The organism is Pedobacter sp. 10L46_2, from assembly GCF_056395165.1.
Genome location: NZ_JBFTIZ010000037.1, coordinates 12301 through 30495 on the forward strand (window position 1 = coordinate 12301; position 18195 = coordinate 30495).

At 39.3% G+C, this 18195-nt stretch carries 14 protein-coding genes and 1 pseudogene; 3 read left to right on the forward strand and 12 right to left on the reverse strand.

Translation table 11 applies throughout. From position 1 onward, the window contains the following. The first annotated feature begins 21 nt into the window (after nucleotides 1-21). Nucleotides 22-747 (forward strand): head GIN domain-containing protein, encoded by a 726-nt coding sequence (locus tag AC1DDX_RS06235; protein ID WP_288883716.1) that lies wholly within the window; start codon nucleotides 22-24, stop codon nucleotides 745-747. Nucleotides 748-815: 68 nt separating this feature from the next. Here AC1DDX_RS06235 and odhB read toward each other — a convergent pair whose 3' ends face one another. The 5 genes from odhB to AC1DDX_RS06260 all read right to left on the reverse strand — a co-directional run bounded on the left by odhB (nucleotide 816) and on the right by AC1DDX_RS06260 (nucleotide 6997). Then, a complete protein-coding gene (gene odhB, locus AC1DDX_RS06240; RefSeq protein ID WP_477621873.1) occupies nucleotides 816-2045 on the reverse strand; it encodes a 2-oxoglutarate dehydrogenase complex dihydrolipoyllysine-residue succinyltransferase in 1230 nt (409 codons plus the stop codon). A gap of 19 nt (nucleotides 2046-2064) precedes the next feature. After that, the gene (locus AC1DDX_RS06245; protein ID WP_172660466.1) at nucleotides 2065-4860 is read right to left on the reverse strand and encodes a 2-oxoglutarate dehydrogenase E1 component; all 2796 of its coding nucleotides are present in this window, start codon (nucleotides 4858-4860) and stop codon (nucleotides 2065-2067) included. Between the two features lie 66 nt (nucleotides 4861-4926). Continuing rightward, nucleotides 4927-5805 (reverse strand): MerR family transcriptional regulator, encoded by an 879-nt coding sequence (locus tag AC1DDX_RS06250; protein ID WP_288883719.1) that lies wholly within the window; start codon nucleotides 5803-5805, stop codon nucleotides 4927-4929. A 104-nt stretch (nucleotides 5806-5909) separates the two neighbouring features. Continuing rightward, a complete protein-coding gene (locus AC1DDX_RS06255) occupies nucleotides 5910-6317 on the reverse strand; it encodes an FAD-binding domain-containing protein (RefSeq protein ID WP_477621874.1) in 408 nt (135 codons plus the stop codon). Next, nucleotides 6263-6997: a deoxyribodipyrimidine photo-lyase gene (locus AC1DDX_RS06260; RefSeq protein WP_477621875.1), complete on the reverse strand. Its 735-nt coding sequence runs from the start codon at nucleotides 6995-6997 to the stop codon at nucleotides 6263-6265. Before AC1DDX_RS06260 ends, AC1DDX_RS06255 begins: the two co-directional genes overlap by 55 nt. Nucleotides 6998-7153: 156 nt before the next feature. Between AC1DDX_RS06260 and AC1DDX_RS06265 the strand changes: the two genes are divergently transcribed. Both AC1DDX_RS06265 and AC1DDX_RS06270 read left to right on the forward strand, forming a co-directional pair. Beyond that, complete coding sequence (locus tag AC1DDX_RS06265; protein ID WP_172660463.1) at nucleotides 7154-8059, forward strand: TIGR01777 family oxidoreductase; 906 nt, start codon at nucleotides 7154-7156, stop codon at nucleotides 8057-8059. After that, on the forward strand, nucleotides 8059-9363 hold the full coding sequence (locus AC1DDX_RS06270) for a cryptochrome/photolyase family protein (protein ID WP_337718250.1): 1305 nt from the start codon (nucleotides 8059-8061) through the stop codon (nucleotides 9361-9363). Before AC1DDX_RS06265 ends, AC1DDX_RS06270 begins: the two co-directional genes overlap by 1 nt. Nucleotides 9364-9371: 8 nt before the next feature. On the opposite strand, the gene AC1DDX_RS06275 is transcribed toward AC1DDX_RS06270, so the two are convergent. The 7 genes and pseudogenes from AC1DDX_RS06275 to AC1DDX_RS06305 all read right to left on the reverse strand — a co-directional run bounded on the left by AC1DDX_RS06275 (nucleotide 9372) and on the right by AC1DDX_RS06305 (nucleotide 18120). Further along, on the reverse strand, nucleotides 9372-10298 hold the full coding sequence (locus tag AC1DDX_RS06275; protein WP_172660461.1) for an FKBP-type peptidyl-prolyl cis-trans isomerase: 927 nt from the start codon (nucleotides 10296-10298) through the stop codon (nucleotides 9372-9374). Between the two features lies 1 nt (nucleotide 10299). After that, a complete protein-coding gene (locus AC1DDX_RS06280) occupies nucleotides 10300-10797 on the reverse strand; it encodes an FKBP-type peptidyl-prolyl cis-trans isomerase (protein ID WP_172660460.1) in 498 nt (165 codons plus the stop codon). Nucleotides 10798-10930: 133 nt separating this feature from the next. Continuing rightward, a complete protein-coding gene (locus AC1DDX_RS06285; protein ID WP_288883722.1) occupies nucleotides 10931-12721 on the reverse strand; it encodes an acyl-CoA dehydrogenase family protein in 1791 nt (596 codons plus the stop codon). Between the two features lie 13 nt (nucleotides 12722-12734). After that, nucleotides 12735-13913 (reverse strand): acetyl-CoA C-acyltransferase, encoded by a 1179-nt coding sequence (locus AC1DDX_RS06290; protein WP_172660458.1) that lies wholly within the window; start codon nucleotides 13911-13913, stop codon nucleotides 12735-12737. A 24-nt stretch (nucleotides 13914-13937) separates the two neighbouring features. Next, a pseudogene (locus tag AC1DDX_RS06295) lies at nucleotides 13938-16136 on the reverse strand (3-hydroxyacyl-CoA dehydrogenase NAD-binding domain-containing protein); the annotation flags it as partial. A 59-nt stretch (nucleotides 16137-16195) separates the two neighbouring features. Then, complete coding sequence (locus tag AC1DDX_RS06300) at nucleotides 16196-16651, reverse strand: MarR family winged helix-turn-helix transcriptional regulator (protein WP_172660457.1); 456 nt, start codon at nucleotides 16649-16651, stop codon at nucleotides 16196-16198. Between the two features lie 134 nt (nucleotides 16652-16785). Beyond that, nucleotides 16786-18120 carry a DUF6089 family protein gene (locus tag AC1DDX_RS06305; protein WP_172660456.1) on the reverse strand — a complete coding sequence of 445 codons (1335 nt, stop codon included), beginning with the start codon at nucleotides 18118-18120 and terminating at the stop codon, nucleotides 16786-16788. Nucleotides 18121-18195: the final 75 nt, after the last annotated feature.

The following is an 18195-nucleotide window of genomic DNA, read 5'->3' on the forward strand; positions in this document are numbered from 1 at the left end:
ATATAGAAAAACCTAAACAAAATGAAAAAAATAAGTTCAATATTAATCCTTGCATTCCTGGCATTGGGAACAGCAAGCCAAGCTTCCAATCTAAGCAGCAAATCCACATATTACTCAAATCAACAGAGACAAGTAAGCAATTTTACAGGTATCGAGATTGGTGGTTCTATTAATGCAAAAGTTAAGCTCGGCAATACAGAAAGTCTTAGATTAGAAGGAGATCAAGAGGCCATAGATAACCTTATTACCGAGGTAAAAAATGGCGTGCTCACCATTAAACCAAAAACAAAATGGAACGATTGGTTTAAAAAATTCAAAAACGCAAAAATCACAGCCTATATTACCGCAAAAAAGATCACGTCATTAGGATTGGGCGGCTCCGGAAGTATAGATGTTGAAGGAATGATCAATTCTTCTTCATTGAGTGTTGCCGTAAGCGGTTCTGGCAATATCAAAGCATCAGCAAGTGTAAATAATTTCGAAGGCGCAATCAGCGGTTCTGGTGGGTTGTCAATTAGTGGAAAAGCCAAGAGTTCAGAAGTTGCCATTAGTGGATCAGGTACATTCTCTGGAAAGGATTTCTCAGTAGAAACCATTTCAGCACATGTAAGCGGCTCTGGAAATATTTATATTAATGCACAAAAAAGCATTGATGCAGCGATAAGCGGGTCAGGAAATATAAGCTACTCAGGCAATCCTACAGTTCAAAAAACTGTATCAGGATCTGGTGGCGTAAGAAAAATATAAACACACACAAATAAATAAAAAACCCCAATGCTTAAAAACATTGGGGTTTTTCTATATAGTTTAAGCTATTAAACGCCTAACAATAATCTGGCTGGGTCTTCTAACAATTGTTTAACCCTTACAAGGAAGCCTACCGACTCTCTTCCATCAATAATTCTGTGGTCGTAAGATAAAGCCACATACATCATCGGACGAATTACAACCTCTCCTTTTTCAGCAATCGGGCGCTCAATGATATTGTGCATACCTAAAATTGCAGACTGAGGAGCATTAATAATTGKAGTAGACATCATAGATCCAAACACACCACCGTTAGTTATAGTGAATGTACCACCAGTCATTTCCTCAATAGTCAATTTGCTATCGCGTGCTTTAGTAGCAAGCTCAATAACAGTTTTCTCGATCTGAGCAAGGCTCATGCTTTCTGCATTTCTAATGATCGGAACAACCAATCCTTTAGGAGCAGATACAGCGATAGAGATATCAGCAAAATCATTATAAACTATTTCCTCACCATCAATTTTAGCATTTACGGCAGGGAAATCTTTTAATGCCTCACAAACAGCTTTAGTAAAGAAACTCATAAAGCCTAAGCCTACACCAAATTTCTCTTTAAACTGATCTTTATACTTGCCTCTCAAATCCATTATCGGCTTCATATTAACTTCGTTAAACGTAGTTAACATTGCAGTCTCGTTTTTAACCGTTACCAATCTCTTAGCAACCGTTTTACGCAATGGCGACATTTTCTCTCTGCGCTCATTTCTAGAACCTGCAACAGCAGTAACCGCAGGAGTAGCTTTAGCAGCAGGAGCCGCAGCTTTTGGTTGAGATTTCTCTGCAGCAACAGCATCTTCCTTAGTAATTCTTCCATCAACACCTGTTCCTTTTACAGAAGCAGGATCAACGCCTTTTTCAGCAAGGATTTTTCCGGCAGCAGGAGAAGGAGTTCCTGTAGCATAATTCTCACCACTTTTTTCGGCAACCGGGGCAGCAGCCTTATCTGCAGCTGCAGCAGGTTTTTCTTCCTTAGCAGGTTCTTCTTTAGCTTTAGGTGCAGCGCCACCATCTTCAATTTTGCAAACTACAGCACCAATGGCAAGTGTATCGCCTTCGGTAGCTACTGTTTTTAAAGTTCCGGCTTGTTCTGCAGTTAATTCAAACGTTGCCTTATCAGATTCCAATTCAGCAATTACTTCGTCCATCTCAACTACATCCCCATCGTTTTTTACCCAACGTGATAAAACAACTTCGGTTATCGACTCGCCTACTGGCGGAACTTTTATTTCTATACTCATAACTGATGTATTATTTTTTCTAATCTACATTATAAACTTTATTCACTGATTTTTTAGCAATCTTTTTCTCTGTTTCAGTAACAGGAGCTTCAAAAGCTTTAGCTAAAATATAAGCCTGCTGATCTGCGTGTTGTCTTGCAAATCCTGTGGCAGTACTACTGCTTTCTTTTCTTGAAATCAGTTCAATATCACTAAAGATAGTTCTTCTTAATTTACGCAACAAATATGGCCATGCGCCCATATTCTCAGGTTCCTCCTGTACCCAAACTGCTTCTTTAGCATTTTTGTATTTCCCATATACAGTTTCCATTTGCTCCAATGGAGTTGGATAAAGCTGCTCAACACGAACAATAGCAACATCCTTGATCTGATCTTTCTGTTGTTTTTCTAACAACTCATAATAGATCTTACCAGAACAGAACAATACTCTTCTAACATCAGCTGCTTTAACATTTTCATCATTAATAACCTCCTGGAATTTACCATCAGTAAACTCAGTAAGTTTCGAAACACACTGAGGGTGACGCAATAAACTCTTAGGCGTAAACACTACCAAAGGTTTTCTGAAATCACGTTTAAACTGTCTGCGTAATGCGTGGAAAAAGTTAGCCGGAGTAGTACAGTTGGTTATCTGCATGTTGTAATCAGCACAAAGTTCCATAAAACGCTCAATCCTTGCTGATGAGTGTTCCGGACCTTGTCCTTCATAACCATGAGGCAATAACATTACCAAACCGTTCTCACGTTGCCATTTCGTTTCAGCACTTGCAATATACTGATCTACCACTATCTGCGCTCCGTTAAAGAAATCACCAAACTGAGCTTCCCAAATGGTAAGCGCATTAGGATTAGCCATTGCATAACCATATTCAAAACCTAGTACACCGTACTCAGATAAATGCGAATTGTAAATATCAAATGGAGCTTGTTGGTCAGAAATGTTTGCCAATGGGATATATTCTTCCTCAGAATCTTCAAGAGTTATAACCGCATGTCTGTGAGAGAATGTTCCACGCTCTACATCCTGTCCGCTTAAACGTACTCTTTTTCCCTCAGCAAGGATAGTACCATATGCCAATTGCTCACCCATTGCCCAATCGAACACATGAGTAGTATTTGCCATTTTACTACGTTCTTCAAAAAGCTTCTCTATTTTCTTAAAGAACTTTTTATTTGATGGAAGCGTACTTATTCTTTTAGCTACCTCAAGCAGCGTTGATTTTTTAACAGAAGTATTTGGAGAAGTTTCAAAATCTTTAGGTGTAGCTAAACGCATGTCTGACCATGCACCGCCAAATTTCACCTCATGATAAGTAGAAGTTATTTCTTTAGCTTCATTCAAACGTTCCTGTAATATACCACGGAACTCTTTTTCCATTTCCTTGGCTAAACTTGCTTCAAGCTTACCCTCACCAATCAGCTGCTGAATATAAATATCGCGTGGATTAGCATGCTTCTCTATGCTTTTGTATAGAAGCGGTTGAGTAAACTTAGGCTCATCGGCCTCGTTATGGCCAAATCTGCGGTAACATAAAATATCAATGAACACATCATTTTTATATTTCTGACGATATTCCATTGCCAAATTAATAGCATAAACTAAAGCCTCAGGATCGTCACCATTCACATGGAATACTGGCGACAATGTTACTTTAGCAATATCAGTACAATAAGTACTGGTACGGCCATCTTTATAATTGGTAGTAAAACCAATCTGGTTGTTTATAATCAAGTGAATTGTTCCACCGGTTTTATAACCATCCAGACCAGCCATCTGAATTACTTCATAAACAATACCCTGTCCTGCAACAGAAGCATCACCATGTATCAAAATTGGAGCAATGCGTGCATTGTCGCCACCATATTTAAAATCAATTTTAGATCTGGTCATACCCTCTACTACCCCATTCACTGTTTCCAGGTGAGAAGGGTTAGGGCATAAACTCAAATGCACACTGTTACCATTATTCGTAGTAACATCAGTTGAGTAACCCAGATGGTATTTCACGTCACCTCCAAAAGGAGATTCCGCACTATAACCCTTGCCTTCAAATTCAGCAAAGATGTCCTTATAGGTTTTCTGCATGATATTGGCAAGAACGTTTAAACGTCCTCTGTGTGCCATACCAATTACAAACTCTTCAATTCCAAGTTCCGCTCCTTTTTCAATTACCGAATCCAGGGCAGGAATTAAAGCTTCAGCACCTTCAAGAGAAAAACGCTTCTGACCAAGAAACTTAGTTCCAAGGAAATTCTCAAAGCTAACCGCTTCATTCAATTTCTTTAATATCCTTCTTTTCTCATCAATAGAGAAGTTTGGAGTATTACGTGCGCTTTCCATTTTCTCTTCAATCCATGAAAGGATTTCAGGCGTACGTACATACTTATATTCTGCACCAATAGAGCGACAATAAGTTTGTTTTAAAAAAGCAATTATATCACTAAGCTTAGCTGCTCCAATACCAATCTCAATTCCAGAGTTAAATACAGTGTCCAGGTCTGCCTTTGTTAATCCAAAGTTTTCCATGTCCAAAGTAGGCAAATGATGACGTCTTTCTCTTACCGGATTGGTTTGGGTAAATAAGTGGCCACGCTGACGATAGCCATTGATTAAATTAAGAACATTAATTTCCTTTAAAAAATGCTCAGGAGTCTCTGAACTAACCGATGTTCCGGAAGACCCTCTTCCAAAATCAAAGCCTTCAAAAAACTTTTGCCAACCAAACTCAACAGAATTAGGATCTTGTTTATAAGACTGATATACGGATTCTATGTATTCGGCATTTGCGCCGTTGAGATAAGATAAATTATCCATTATGTGTGAATTGCTATAAGTGTTGCAAAATTAGGTTTTTTTACCTTAATAAACAGGTAAATTCCCTTATAAATCTTCAAGAAATTCAACCATATCACAAACATTTTTCAATGGTGTCAGTTGATCCTTCACAAGAATATCAAATTCTGATATCAAACTCCCTGCCACTAACAACGGCACGTTCAAATTATCCATCACCTTTCCTACAACTTTATTAATATCCTTGCCTAAATTTAAGGAGGTTAGCACAATAAACGAATAATCTGGTTTATACGCTGCAACAATTTTTTTCAGATCAGAATATGGTATCTCCGAACCAAGATAAAGAGTTTCCTGCCCACAGCTTTTCAATAAATATCGGGCAAATAACAAACCTGCTTCATGCATCTCTGCCTCAGGCAAAAAAAGCAGAAATCGTTTCGGCTCTTCTCTATGTGGTTTTTCAACTTTATCAATCTCAACAATTATACGATCCCTTATCAGGTTAGAAGCAAAATGCTCATGAGAAGGATCGATTGCGCCCGTTTGCCAAAGCATCCCAACCTTCTTCATAAAAGGGAACAGCACAAGATCCATGGTTTTAATCAATCCCATTTCATCAATGCAGCCTGCTAAAGTATTAGAAAAAACTTCTTCATCGTAATCGATAGTCGCGTTAGAAAGACTAAGCATCTGAACCGAATCATTGTTCCAATCTGCCTTAAGCTGAGTAACCAGATTAGAAATCTGCTTCTTACTCATTTTAGCTATTTTGCTAATCTTGTAGCCATTCTCATTAAGCGCAACAATATTTAAAAGGGACTTCAAATCCTCCTCGTCGTAATACCTGATGTTGGTTAATGTCCGCTTAGGCGGTACAAGATTGTACCGGATTTCCCACGCCCTGATGGTGTGCGCCTTTATGCCTATAAGGCCTTCTATATCACTAATTGAGAATTTTTTCACACTATATTGAACAACAAATGTTAAACAAGTTTGTTTAAAAAACAATTTTTGTTTAACATTTTTTTTATTAACTGTCCAAAAGCAGCATTTATTAAACAAGAATATCAGACAAGAGAGGCAGCATCAGGAGATACTACATCCAGAATTTTCATTTGTTTATCAAGGTCAAATGTGTTCTTTGATTTAAGGTCAAGACCAGCGCCTGCAACATTTGCCCAATTACCCCAGTTACTCGCAGGAGCATAATCCACTAGCTTTTCTTCAAAATATGCAGCCCCAATTGTCCAATGAATTTTTAAAACATGAATCAGAAAAGTAGCAACAACTAAGCGGCCTGCATGAGGAATAAATCCAGAGTCATTTAGCTCTTTCATGTATTTATCAACAAGCAAATGCCCCGTCTCCCCATCTTTCCATTTTTTCACCAAAGTCTCATCAACCTCAACAGGCGATAAAATCAGTTCTTCAAAATCTGGCTCCTGGAAAAACTTAATCCCATGTTTTTTAAACATAAATCTAAAGTAATCGCGCCAAAGCAAGCCCAATAAGATCTGATTAAAATTAGGATTGGCACCAAAGCTCGCCTCGGCCTCTTTAACCATCCAATAAACCTTTCTTGGCGAAAGACAACCGAACGAGAGCCATCCCGAAATCCTAGAAGAAAACCCCTGTTTATCCGCCGCAACTTTTGAGCTATATTTGATATAAATATCTGATCAAACTGAGTAAATACATCTGGAATATCTTTAATTGGAAAAGGCAAATCTTCCTTATTATAAAGTGTATGCCCAATAAAATGTTTAAGATTAATCCTTTGTTTCCACAAGGCATCCTCTACATAAGTAGATATTATAGTTTCTTCCGGACCAACTTCTCGGTGATGATAAACCTCAGAAATTTCTAACTGCTCAACAATAGCCGGTATATGCTCTTCAGGTTTACCCTGTATCAGCAATATGTCCCCACCTAATTTTTGAAATGCTGTTCTTAATGATGAAACACTTTCTAACAAAAACTGCGCTCTGCGTGCTCCTGTTTTTTCTGTTTCGAACGAAGTACTCTCAAAATGTCGGGGATCAAAAAAATAAATAGGTAAAATACAGTCCGATTTAGCAATTGCTTCAACTAACATTTCATTATCATGTAAGCGAAGGTCATTCCTGAACCACACCAATATTTTCTTAGACTTCATTAACTTGCAACTGAGTTTTGTGTACTATTTACAAAAATATACGATTTTTTATCCGAATAAGAATCACAACCCCAATATTTACACTAGCGAAACAAATCAAAGGCATAAAAAGCGCTTTTCGCAAAACTTAAAGTTAAAACAATAGGTTATTGAAGTATGAAGAACCAAATCTTGATTACAGGAGCTACCGGTATGCTAGGCAAAAAACTAATAAATGCGCTACATGAATCCGGGCATAGAGTTTCTGTGCTAACAAGGAAAGCCACCAGCATAAAAAACGCAACTGTTTATTTATGGGATGTTTACAAACAGACCATAGATCCAAACTGCCTGCAAGGCATAGATACCATTATTCATTTGGCAGGCGAAAACATTGCAGAAAAGAAATGGACAAAAGAACGTAAACAACAAATTATAGATAGCAGGGTAATGTCTGCCCAATTGCTTTATAAAACCATTAAAGAAACACAGGCCCCTGTAAAAACCTTTATTTCAGCCTCGGCCATCGGTTATTACGGAAACCGTGGAGATGAAATATTAACTGAAGAATCTGGAAGCAGCACAGGCTTTCTTTCCAGGTGTTGTAAATTATGGGAAGAGGCAGTTGATGAAGGCGCCTCACCAGATCTGCGAATAGTTAAATTCAGAATTGGTTTTGTTCTTGGTAAATCAGAAGGCGGTCTGGCAGCATTAGAAAGGCCCATCCGCTATTTTGTTGGCGCCCCCTTAGGTAGCGGGAAGCAATGGACCCCATGGGTACACATTGATGATATTGTAAATATGTTTCTTACGGCAGCAGAGAATCCATCATACCAGGGTGCTTACAACGCTTGTGCGCCTTTTCCGGTTACCAACGAAACTTTAACAAAAGCGATAGCAAAAACAATAAAACGTCCGGTATGGCCAATACATGTACCGGAAAAAGTACTGGAAATGATTCTCGGAAAAATGAGTATCCTCCCGCTCATAAGCACAAATACATCTGCACAAAAACTTCTGGATGCAGGTTTTATATTTAAATATACCCACCTGGAAGATGCATTAACCGATATTTACAAGTAGTGAAAGAAGAAATAAGCGTTTGCTGGTTCAGAAGAGATTTAAGGTTAGACGACAATGCAGCACTTTACGAGGCGTTAAGAGGGCCATACCCCGTCCTGCCTCTTTTTATTTTTGACACAAAGATTCTCAAAAAACTTTCAAACCGGGAAGATCCAAGAGTAACCTTTATACATCACACCTTACAGGAAATTCATTCCGAACTTGCAACACAGGGATCTACCATAGCAGTTGAATATGGCACGCCTGAAGAGGTATGGATTCAAATTTTAAAAAACTACAATGTAAAAGCTGTTTATACCAACCATGATTACGAACCCAATGCAATTGAAAGAGATGATGCACTGGCAGAATATCTTGCATCTGAACAAATTGAGTTTAAAACATTCAAAGACCAGGTCATCTTTGAAAAGAACGAGATTTTAAAGGCCGACGGAAAGCCTTACACCGTTTTCACTCCCTATTTCAACCAATGGCGGGCAAAGCTTAATGAATTTTACATTAAGTCATATCCCATAAACAACTACTTCAACAATCTTCTTAAAATAGCCTCTCTTCCATTACCTACTTTAGCAGAAATCGGATTCAAAGAGTCGAGCCAAAAGTTCCCCTCAAAACGTTTCGGCAGCAAACTTACCGATTATGAAGACAAGAGAGATTTCCCAGCTGTTGATGCCACTACACATATCGGCATGCATCTTCGCTTCGGCACAATAAGTATCCGCGAGGCTGCACAACAAGCATTAAAACAAAAAGCAAACAAGTGGCTATCCGAACTTGCCTGGAGAGATTTTTACATGATGATCCTCTGGCACTTCCCCAGAATCGTGCATCAGTCCTTTAAACCTGCTTACGACAATATCCAATGGCTAAACAATGAATCAGATTTCGAAGCCTGGTGTGAGGGTAAAACCGGTTACCCACTGGTAGATGCAGGAATGAGACAACTCAATCAAACCGGCTATATGCACAACCGGGTACGCATGGTAGTAGCCTCTTTTTTAACTAAGCATCTATTAATAGACTGGCGCTGGGGCGAAGCCTATTTTGCAGAGAAATTATTGGATTACGAAATGGCCAGCAATATTGGAGGATGGCAATGGTCGTGCGGATGTGGAAACGATGCCGCACCATACTTCCGGGTATTTAATCCGGAACTTCAGGCCAAAAAATTTGATCCGGATCAGGCTTATATCAACCATTGGCTACCTGAATATAAACAACAAAAGCATGTACAACCTATTGTTGAACATGCTTTTGCAAGAGAAAGAGTGTTAAAAGTTTTTAAGGATGCACTAAATGAATAGACACCAAATTAGTTGGTAACATCAACAATTTCAATATCAAAATCTAAACAGGCATTAGGAGGGATAGTTCCAGTTGAGCTACCGGCAGTTCCATAAGCCTCTGAAGATGGAATGAAAATCCTAACTTTTGCGCCCTTTGTAAATTTCGTCAACACTTCCCAACCAGAAATAACTTGCAGTAGTGTGGTTGAAAATGTTCCATCAGTATTAGAATCAAATGAGGTTCCATCAAATGTGCGACCTGTATACTTGGCTTTCAAAGTAGTATTAAGATCAATAACTTCGGTACCTGTACCGGCCTGTATAACTGAATAGTAAACTCCGGTAGATGGGTCTTTTGTAGCGGTTAAACCTTTTGATTGTATGAACTCTCTGATTCTTCTATCATCCAATAACCTTTGAGACTTTTCAGGGTAAGTAGTAACAGTGAATTCAATATTTTCATTTGATGGAATATTTAAAACAGTTGTTCCGTTTTTACCAAAGGCCAGGTATGAAGGCAATAAAATTCTAGCAACACCACCCGGCTTAAGGGTCTGCAATACTTTTCTTAAACTTGGAAGCTGGATGCCCACAGATCCAACACTAGTACCGCCAGAATAAGAAAAAGAACTGGCATACCCTACATATGTTCCTAAGTTAGAGATAGCGGGTGTAGTGTGATAATTAGTACCGTTCAATAACGATTTTACAGATACAGAATACAAAACAGAATCGGTAGTCTTAAAAAGCTCTCCGGTTCCTTGTGTCTTAATCTGATAATAAAATCCTGTTTTATCAGGATCTTCTATTGCATCGGTGATATTATTGCTCGAGATGTAATCTTTTATTTTAGTATCATCTATACTTTGAATGGACTCATATTCCTTTTTACAAGAATTTAGAAGAATCAAACCCACTAGAAGAAAGGTATATGAGGTAATTTTTTTTAACATACTATTTTTGTTTATCTACTTTTTTAGCAACTTTTTTATAATCAATAATAAAATATAATACAGAATTTGCCGGTACTCCGGGAGTAGGGTAATTCTTATATGCCAGTTTTGAAGGCACCAGTAACTCTATCCGTCCACCTGGCTTAATTAAAGACAAACCTATTCTCCAGCCCGGCATTACACTTTCCCGAATAAACTTAAACGGATTATCAGCGGTAGCCCGACTAAAAACTGAATCGGTCATTAAGCGGCCTTCATACTCTACAGTTAAAGTATCAGTCGGGGCACGATCGTCGGCTCCTGTACCAGCAGAATCAATTCTGTAATAAAGCCCGCTCGTATCTTTTGTTAAAGTAACCTTATTTGCCACTGCCCAGTCCTTAATTATCGTTTCATCAATCTCAAACTGAGCTTTTTCATCATAGACTTCAGGTTTTGTACACGCGGCTAAAACACCAACAATGATAGCTATCCCTAATAAAAGCCTATTTCTTAACATAATGCACAAAAATAGTCTTTTATTGGCGATAGAACAATTTTTAACCAATTTTAACAATTGACATAAAAAACGCCCCTAATATTTTAGGGGCGCCCAGTTTATTTATGAAATGTTACTCCTAGTATAAAATAAGTTAGTAACAGTACCTATTTGCAGCTATTAGCTGCTGTGCCACACTTTGGCGAACATTTTTAACATTAAACGGCTCTGCTTTAGTAAATCTGCGCAAGCCAACCATCATCATCCTCAGTTCATCGCCTTCGGCAAACGCCCATAGCGCTTCTTTACCAGCCTTTTGAACCGCATCAACCGCTTCCACAAAGTAGATGCGCATTAAATTCAACTGCCCCTCACATTGCTTTTCACCTCTGATACTTACCAGTTTCTCCGTTCTCAACATTGCCGATTCAGCTACATACACATAGCTGGCCATATCAGCAATATTCATCAGAATCTCTTGCTCTTTAGACAAGCTCATCATCAACTTCTGAACCGCAGCACCAGCAACCATTAAAGTAGCCTTTTTAAGGTTTTTAATGATTTTCTTTTCTGCAGCAAACAAAGTATCATCCTCTTCACCAAAATCAGGGATGGACATTAATTCACCTGCAACAGCAGTTGCCGGAGTCATCAAATCCAGTTCGCCCTTCATTGCACGTTTCAGCATCATATCAACAGTAAGCAATCTGTTTATCTCGTTAGTGCCCTCAAATATCCTGTTAATCCGCGCATCCCGATAAGCCCTGTCCATAGGTGCCTCGGCCGAGAATCCCATACCGCCATAAATCTGCACACCTTCATCAACAACATAATCCAACGCTTCAGATCCCCATACCTTCAAAATGGCGCACTCAACTGCAAACTGTTCTGTAGATTTTAATTTCGCCTTACCGGCATCCATGCCACCCGCAACCAGGGTATCATATGCATCATCGATATTCTGACCTGCACGGTAATTAGCCGACTCCACAGCATAAACTTTAGAAGCCATCTCGGCCAGTTTATGACGAATAGCTCCATATTTAGAGATAGGTCTTTCAAACTGAATACGCTCATTCGAATAATTAATAGCCGTATCTATTACAGATTTAGAGGCACCAATAGCCGCAGCTGCCAGTTTAATCCTTCCAATGTTTAAGATATTTACAGCAATTTTAAACCCGTTTTCGCGCTCAGATAACATGTTTTCAACAGGTACAGGGCAGTCGTTAAAAAACACCTGTCTGGTCGAAGAACCTTTAATACCCATTTTATGCTCTTCAGGGTTCATGGTAATGCCACCAAACTCACGCTCAACAATAAATGCGGTTAGGTTTTTATCGTCATCAATCTTGGCAAACACAATAAACACATTAGCGAAACCACCATTAGTGATCCACATTTTCTGACCATTGATCAAATAATGTTTACCGTCAGCACTTAGTTTGGCTTTTGTTTTACCAGAGTTGGCGTCAGAACCAGAATTTGGTTCAGTTAAGCAGTAAGCTGCTTTCCATTCGCCAGTTGCCAGCTTAGGAATATATTTATCTTTTTGAGCAGCATTTCCATAATACAGAATAGGCAGAGTACCAATTCCGGTATGTGCAGAAAGCGCAACAGCAAAAGAGTGACCGGCACCAATAACATCAGCTACCAGCATCGAAGTATTAAAATTCTTCCCAAAACCGCCGTATTCTTCAGGTATAGATACACCCAGAATCCCCAGCTCTCCTGCTTTATCCATTAGCGAAGGCATTAATCCTTCCTCCTGCGTATCAATACGATCAAGATTTGGATATACCTCTGCAGCAAGGAAATCACGACAAGTCTGCGCAATCATTTTTTGCTCTTCATCAAATTCTTCAGGAATAAATACATCCTGATAAGCGGTTTCTGTTATCAAAAACTCTCCGCCCTTAATAGTCTTTTTGTCTGTAGTTTCCATAATACCTATAAGATTAAAGCATTTCAAAAATACCGGCCGCACCTTGTCCGCTACCCACACACATAGTTACCATACCGTATTTTTGTTTTCTTCTTTTTAATTCATTAAACAACTGCACAGATAGCTTGGCACCAGTACACCCTAGTGGGTGACCAAGTGCAATAGCACCTCCGTTAACGTTTAAAATATCTTTATTGATACCCAATTCTCTAACAACCGCAAGCGACTGAGAAGCAAAGGCCTCATTCAATTCAATCAATTCAACCTGATCAAGCGTCATACCCGCTTGTTTCAAAGCTTTAGGGATGGCATAGATAGGCCCAATTCCCATGATACGCGGCGGAACACCAGCTATACCATAGCTAACCAAACGTGCAATAGGCTCAACACCCAGCTCTTTCATTTTCTTTTCAGAAACCACCAAAACAAACGCAGCACCATCTGATGTTTGCGAAGAATTACCGGCAGTAATACAACCATCAGCTGCAAATACAGGTTTTAATTTAGCCAGCTTCTCTATCGAAGTATCGGCCCTTGGCCCTTCATCAGTATCCACCACATAACTTCTGGTTTTCTTTTTCATATCAGCATCCAGATAGTTTTCATTTACCGTAATTGGTAAAAGCCCATCTTTCAGATGACCATTTTTAATCGCTTCAACAGCCTTCTGATGCGACTGATAAGAAAATTCATCCTGATCTTCCCTGCTCACATTATACTCACGCGCAACCGCCTCAGCTGTTAAGCCCATCCCCCAATACCAATCCGGATTAACCCTGGCAACCTCGGCATTCGGAACAACTTTCCAACCACCAAAAGGCATACCCGACATCACTTCAACCCCACCGGCAATAATGCAATCGGCCATACCGCTTTTAATTTTAGCAACCGCCGTGGCAATAGTTTCCAGGCCTGAAGCACAATATCTGTTAATGGTAACACCCGGTACTTTATCCGTATCTAAACCCATCAGCGATATCATACGACCAATATTTAGTCCCTGTTCTGCTTCAGGCGTAGCATTACCTACAATCACATCATCAATTTGCTCATTATCCAGATTGGGTATGGATGCCACCAAATGTCTGATTACTTCAGCTGCCAGATCATCTGCCCTCGTAAAACGAAATACACCACGAGGGGCTTTGCCTACTGCGGTACGATATCCTGCTATAATATATGCTTCTTGCATGTCTTATCTTTTTTAATCAAAAAATTAATTTCTTAATGGCTTGCCTTTAGTTACAATACTTTGGATACGTTCAAGCGTTTTCCTTTCACCGCAAAGCGATAAAAACACTTCCCTTTCCAAATCCAGTAAATACTGTTCGGTTACTTCTGTTGGCGATGAAAGATCACCTCCACACATCACCCAACCTAATTTTTCAGAGATCTTTTTATCATGCTCGGAGATGTAATGGCCCGAATACATGGTATTAGCACCTGCGTAAACAATACCTAAACCCTGTTTACCCAATACCTTAATATCTTTTCGTCTAACTGGCTGTGTGTAACCCGCATCGGCAAGTTCAATTGCCTTAGCCTTAGCATCAGCAATTAGCCTGCTCCTGTTCATAGAAATAGAATATTTACCTTTTTGCAAGTAACCCAGCTCAAAAGCCTCAACAGCCGAGGTAGAAACCTTAGCCATACCGATAGTTAAAAACCTATCCTTAAGCACATTCTGAACAATCTGATCATCATTATATTCATCAGATGCCCTTAAAGCAAATTCTTTGGTACCGCCCCCACCGGGTATAACTCCTACACCAAACTCAACCAAACCCATATAGGTTTCGGCATTAAGCTGCACATGATCGGCATGTAAGCTGAACTCGCAACCACCACCAAGTGTAAGGTTATGTGGCGCGACAACTACCGGGATAGAAGAATACCTGATGCGCATAGAAGTATTCTGGAACGTCCTTATCGCCATATTCAACTCGTCCCACTCCTGCTCAACCGCCATCATAAAGATCATCCCTACGTTGGCACCGGCCGAGAAATTTGCACCATCATTTCCAATCACCACCCCTCTGTAATCCTTCTCTGCCATATCAATTGCTTTATTAATGGCCTGTAAAGTATCGCCACCAATGGTATTCATTTTAGAATGAAACTCTACGTTGATAATTCCATCGCCCAAATCAATAATCGATGCACCGGAGTTTTTCCAGATCACCTTGCTGCCCCTTAAATTATCAAGAATAATGAACGCCTCTGTACCCGGAACTGCTTTATAGCTTTTGGTAGGGATATCGTAATATTTTCGAACCCCATCCTCTACCTTGTAAAACGATGTATTACCGGCAGCAAGCATCTCATGAACCCAGGCCGCAGCCTCGTGTCCATATTTTTTCATGTCCTCAATAGATTCTGCTATGCCTACAGCGTCCCAAACCTCAAACGGACCTAAATCCCATCCAAAACCGGCACGCATGGCATCATCAATTCTGTATAGTTCATCAGATATCTCCGGAATCCTGTCAGAAACATATTCGAACAAACCAAAAAACGAAGCTCTGAAAAGCTCGCCTGCTTTGTCTTTACCTGCAGCAAACACTTTCATCCTGTCTCTTACGTTCTCAATCGGTTTGGTCAAATCCAGTGTAGCCGATTTAACTTTTACCTGCGGTCTGTATTCCAGTGTTTTTAAATCAAGGGCAAGAATCTCTGTTTTGCCATCTGCAGTCTTTGTTTTTTTATAAAAACCCTGGTTGGTTTTATCACCAAGCCATTTATTGGCTTCCATCTTTTCTACATAAGCCGGAAGCTTAAAAAGATCGTGTGCTTTATCATCCGGACAATTATCATAAAGTCCTTTGGCAACTTTAATCATGGTATCTAGCCCTACTACATCGGTAGTACGGAAAGTTGCCGATTTTGGTCGGCCCAAAGCCGGACCAGTATATTTATCTACCTCTTCTACCGTCAGCTCCATCTTTTCAACCAGATGTAGCAAGGCCATAATAGAATACACGCCAACCCTGTTTGCTATAAATGCAGGCGTATCTTTACATAAAACGGTCGTTTTACCTAAAAACTTATCGCCATAATGCATCAGAAAATCTACCAGTTCAGGTTTGGTATGTGGAGTAGGTATAATTTCAAGTAACCTTAAATAACGAGGAGGATTAAAGAAATGCGTGCCGCAGAAATTCGCTTTAAAATCGTCACTTCTGCCCTCGGCCATCATATGAATAGGAATTCCAGAAGTATTGGAAGTAACCAAAGTACCCGGTTTACGGTGCTGTTCTACCTGCTCAAATACTTTTTTCTTAATATCCAGATTTTCTACAACAACCTCTATTATCCAATCACAACCTGCAATTTTAGACATATCATCATCAAAATTACCAGTAGTAATTTTGTTAAGTACTTTTTTGGAATAAACTGGCGAGGGATTGGTTTTTACTTGTTTATCATTTCCATCAGTATATTTTTGCTTTTAATGATTGTCAAGCTGTTACCTGGTTAGCCTTTATTTTCCCTGTTTTCTTCAGGTATTTTATAAGCTAAAGTCAGTTTATTTAATTTCTGTAAGGATAATATCAAATTGTTCTTCTCGTGAGAGTTTAGGTTTTCATTTAAATACTCATTAAATGAAATCACAACCCCTTTTGCCAGCTGTCTTTTCTCGCGGCCAAAATCAGTAAGATAAACTTTAACCGATCGCTTATCCCCGGCAGAAGTTTCCCTGTATATTAACCCCAGTTCTTCCATATTGTTTAGCATCCTGGACAAACTCGTTGCCTTGACCCCAAGCAGACCTGCAAGCTGGGACACCGCCGTCCCCTCTTTGTCTATATTAATTAATACATAACCAATTGCCTGCGTTATTCCGAATCCGGATGCGATCTGGTTATAGGTGTTGGCCATGTTTTGCCACACTACCTTTAAAAAATAGTCTATTGTCTCCTGTTGTTTCATTAAATACTATGCTTGCATAACAAAGCTATTGAAATAATAATTAGTTTGCAAGTATAATTTGCAAAATATTATATCATAAAAAACCCCACTCTAAAACAATAGAGTGGGGTTTTTAAACTTAATACTGTTTCAGACTAGTAAAGCGTAAACTCTACCCTTCTGTTTTTCTGACGGCCTGCTGCAGTTTTGTTGCTTGCAATAGGCTGACTCTCGCCATATCCAGTTGCCTCAATACGAGAAGCATTAGCTCCCTGAGACACTAAATAAGCTTTTACAGATTCCGCTCTATCTTTAGATAATCTCATATTTAACGCATCAGATCCTGTATTATCAGTATGACCTGCTAATTTCAAACTAAAGTTTTTCTCAACCAACAGTGCCGCAACACGATTCAATGTAGCATATGATTTAGATCTGATTGTAGCTTTACCCAAATCAAATTCTAAGTTTTTAATTGCATCAGCAACAACCTTACGATCTGCTTCTGTAATAACAACTTTTTCCACCGGAGCCGGTACTTTTAACGGACATCCAGATCCATCAACTACAGTTCCTGAAGGAGTATCCGGACATTTATCCAATTTATCGGCAACACCATCACCATCTGTATCTTTCAACAGATCGTTCATTTCGCCTCTTAATTTCTGGTTCTCAGCTTTCTGAGCTTCAAGATCGCCTTTCAAAGCATTGGCAGTTTGCTTAGCCTGTAAAGCCTCATCATAAGTTAAAGCTACAGGATTATGCCATGCAAGTTGTTTCTGACCGCTACCCAAAGCAAATTCCAAACCACCATAAGCGTATGAGTATTTATCATTGCTTCCACGGAAGTAACCATCAAGATCATCATTATCAAGATAGTTCATAGTCCAGCCCAAATCAAGGTTTATCCTGTCAGACAGTTTAAATTTAGCACCAACACCAACCGGAATAACCAGTTCATTAAGTGTTTCACCATTTTTGTAGTCGGTTAAACCAGCACTACCGGTAGAGGTTTTAACCTTGTAACCAGCAACACCAGCACCAGCTGATGCATATAACTGCAATGCATTGTTTTTATTGAACATATCAATATTAAACAAATTCACTACAGCATTTAAGCTTGCTGAATAATCCAGAGTAGTTTCGAAAGCACTGATAGGACTATCGTTTACTGCACCACTTTTGTATGGTTCTGAATTATCACCAGTCAATTTACCTCTTACCCCATCTAAACGCAATGAGAAATATGGCGTAAATTGTTTTTTAATATATAATCCGTAACCGAAGTTGCTTTTCCAGTTAGAGAAATCATTTTTTCCTCCCAAAGGAGAAATTGGAGCTAATGCACCGCCATTTATACCAATAGACCACGTATTTAATTTATTTGCATCGCTAGTTGTTACCCTTGTAGAATCCTGAGCCTGGGCTACACCACCAACAAGCAGTGCTGCAACAGCTACGGGTAAACATTTAAATAGTCTTAGTTTCATAGATCGAGTTTTTAAATAATTATCAGAATCTTTTTAATTCCTGTTCAATTATTCAATACTCAGGCCAAACAGCCA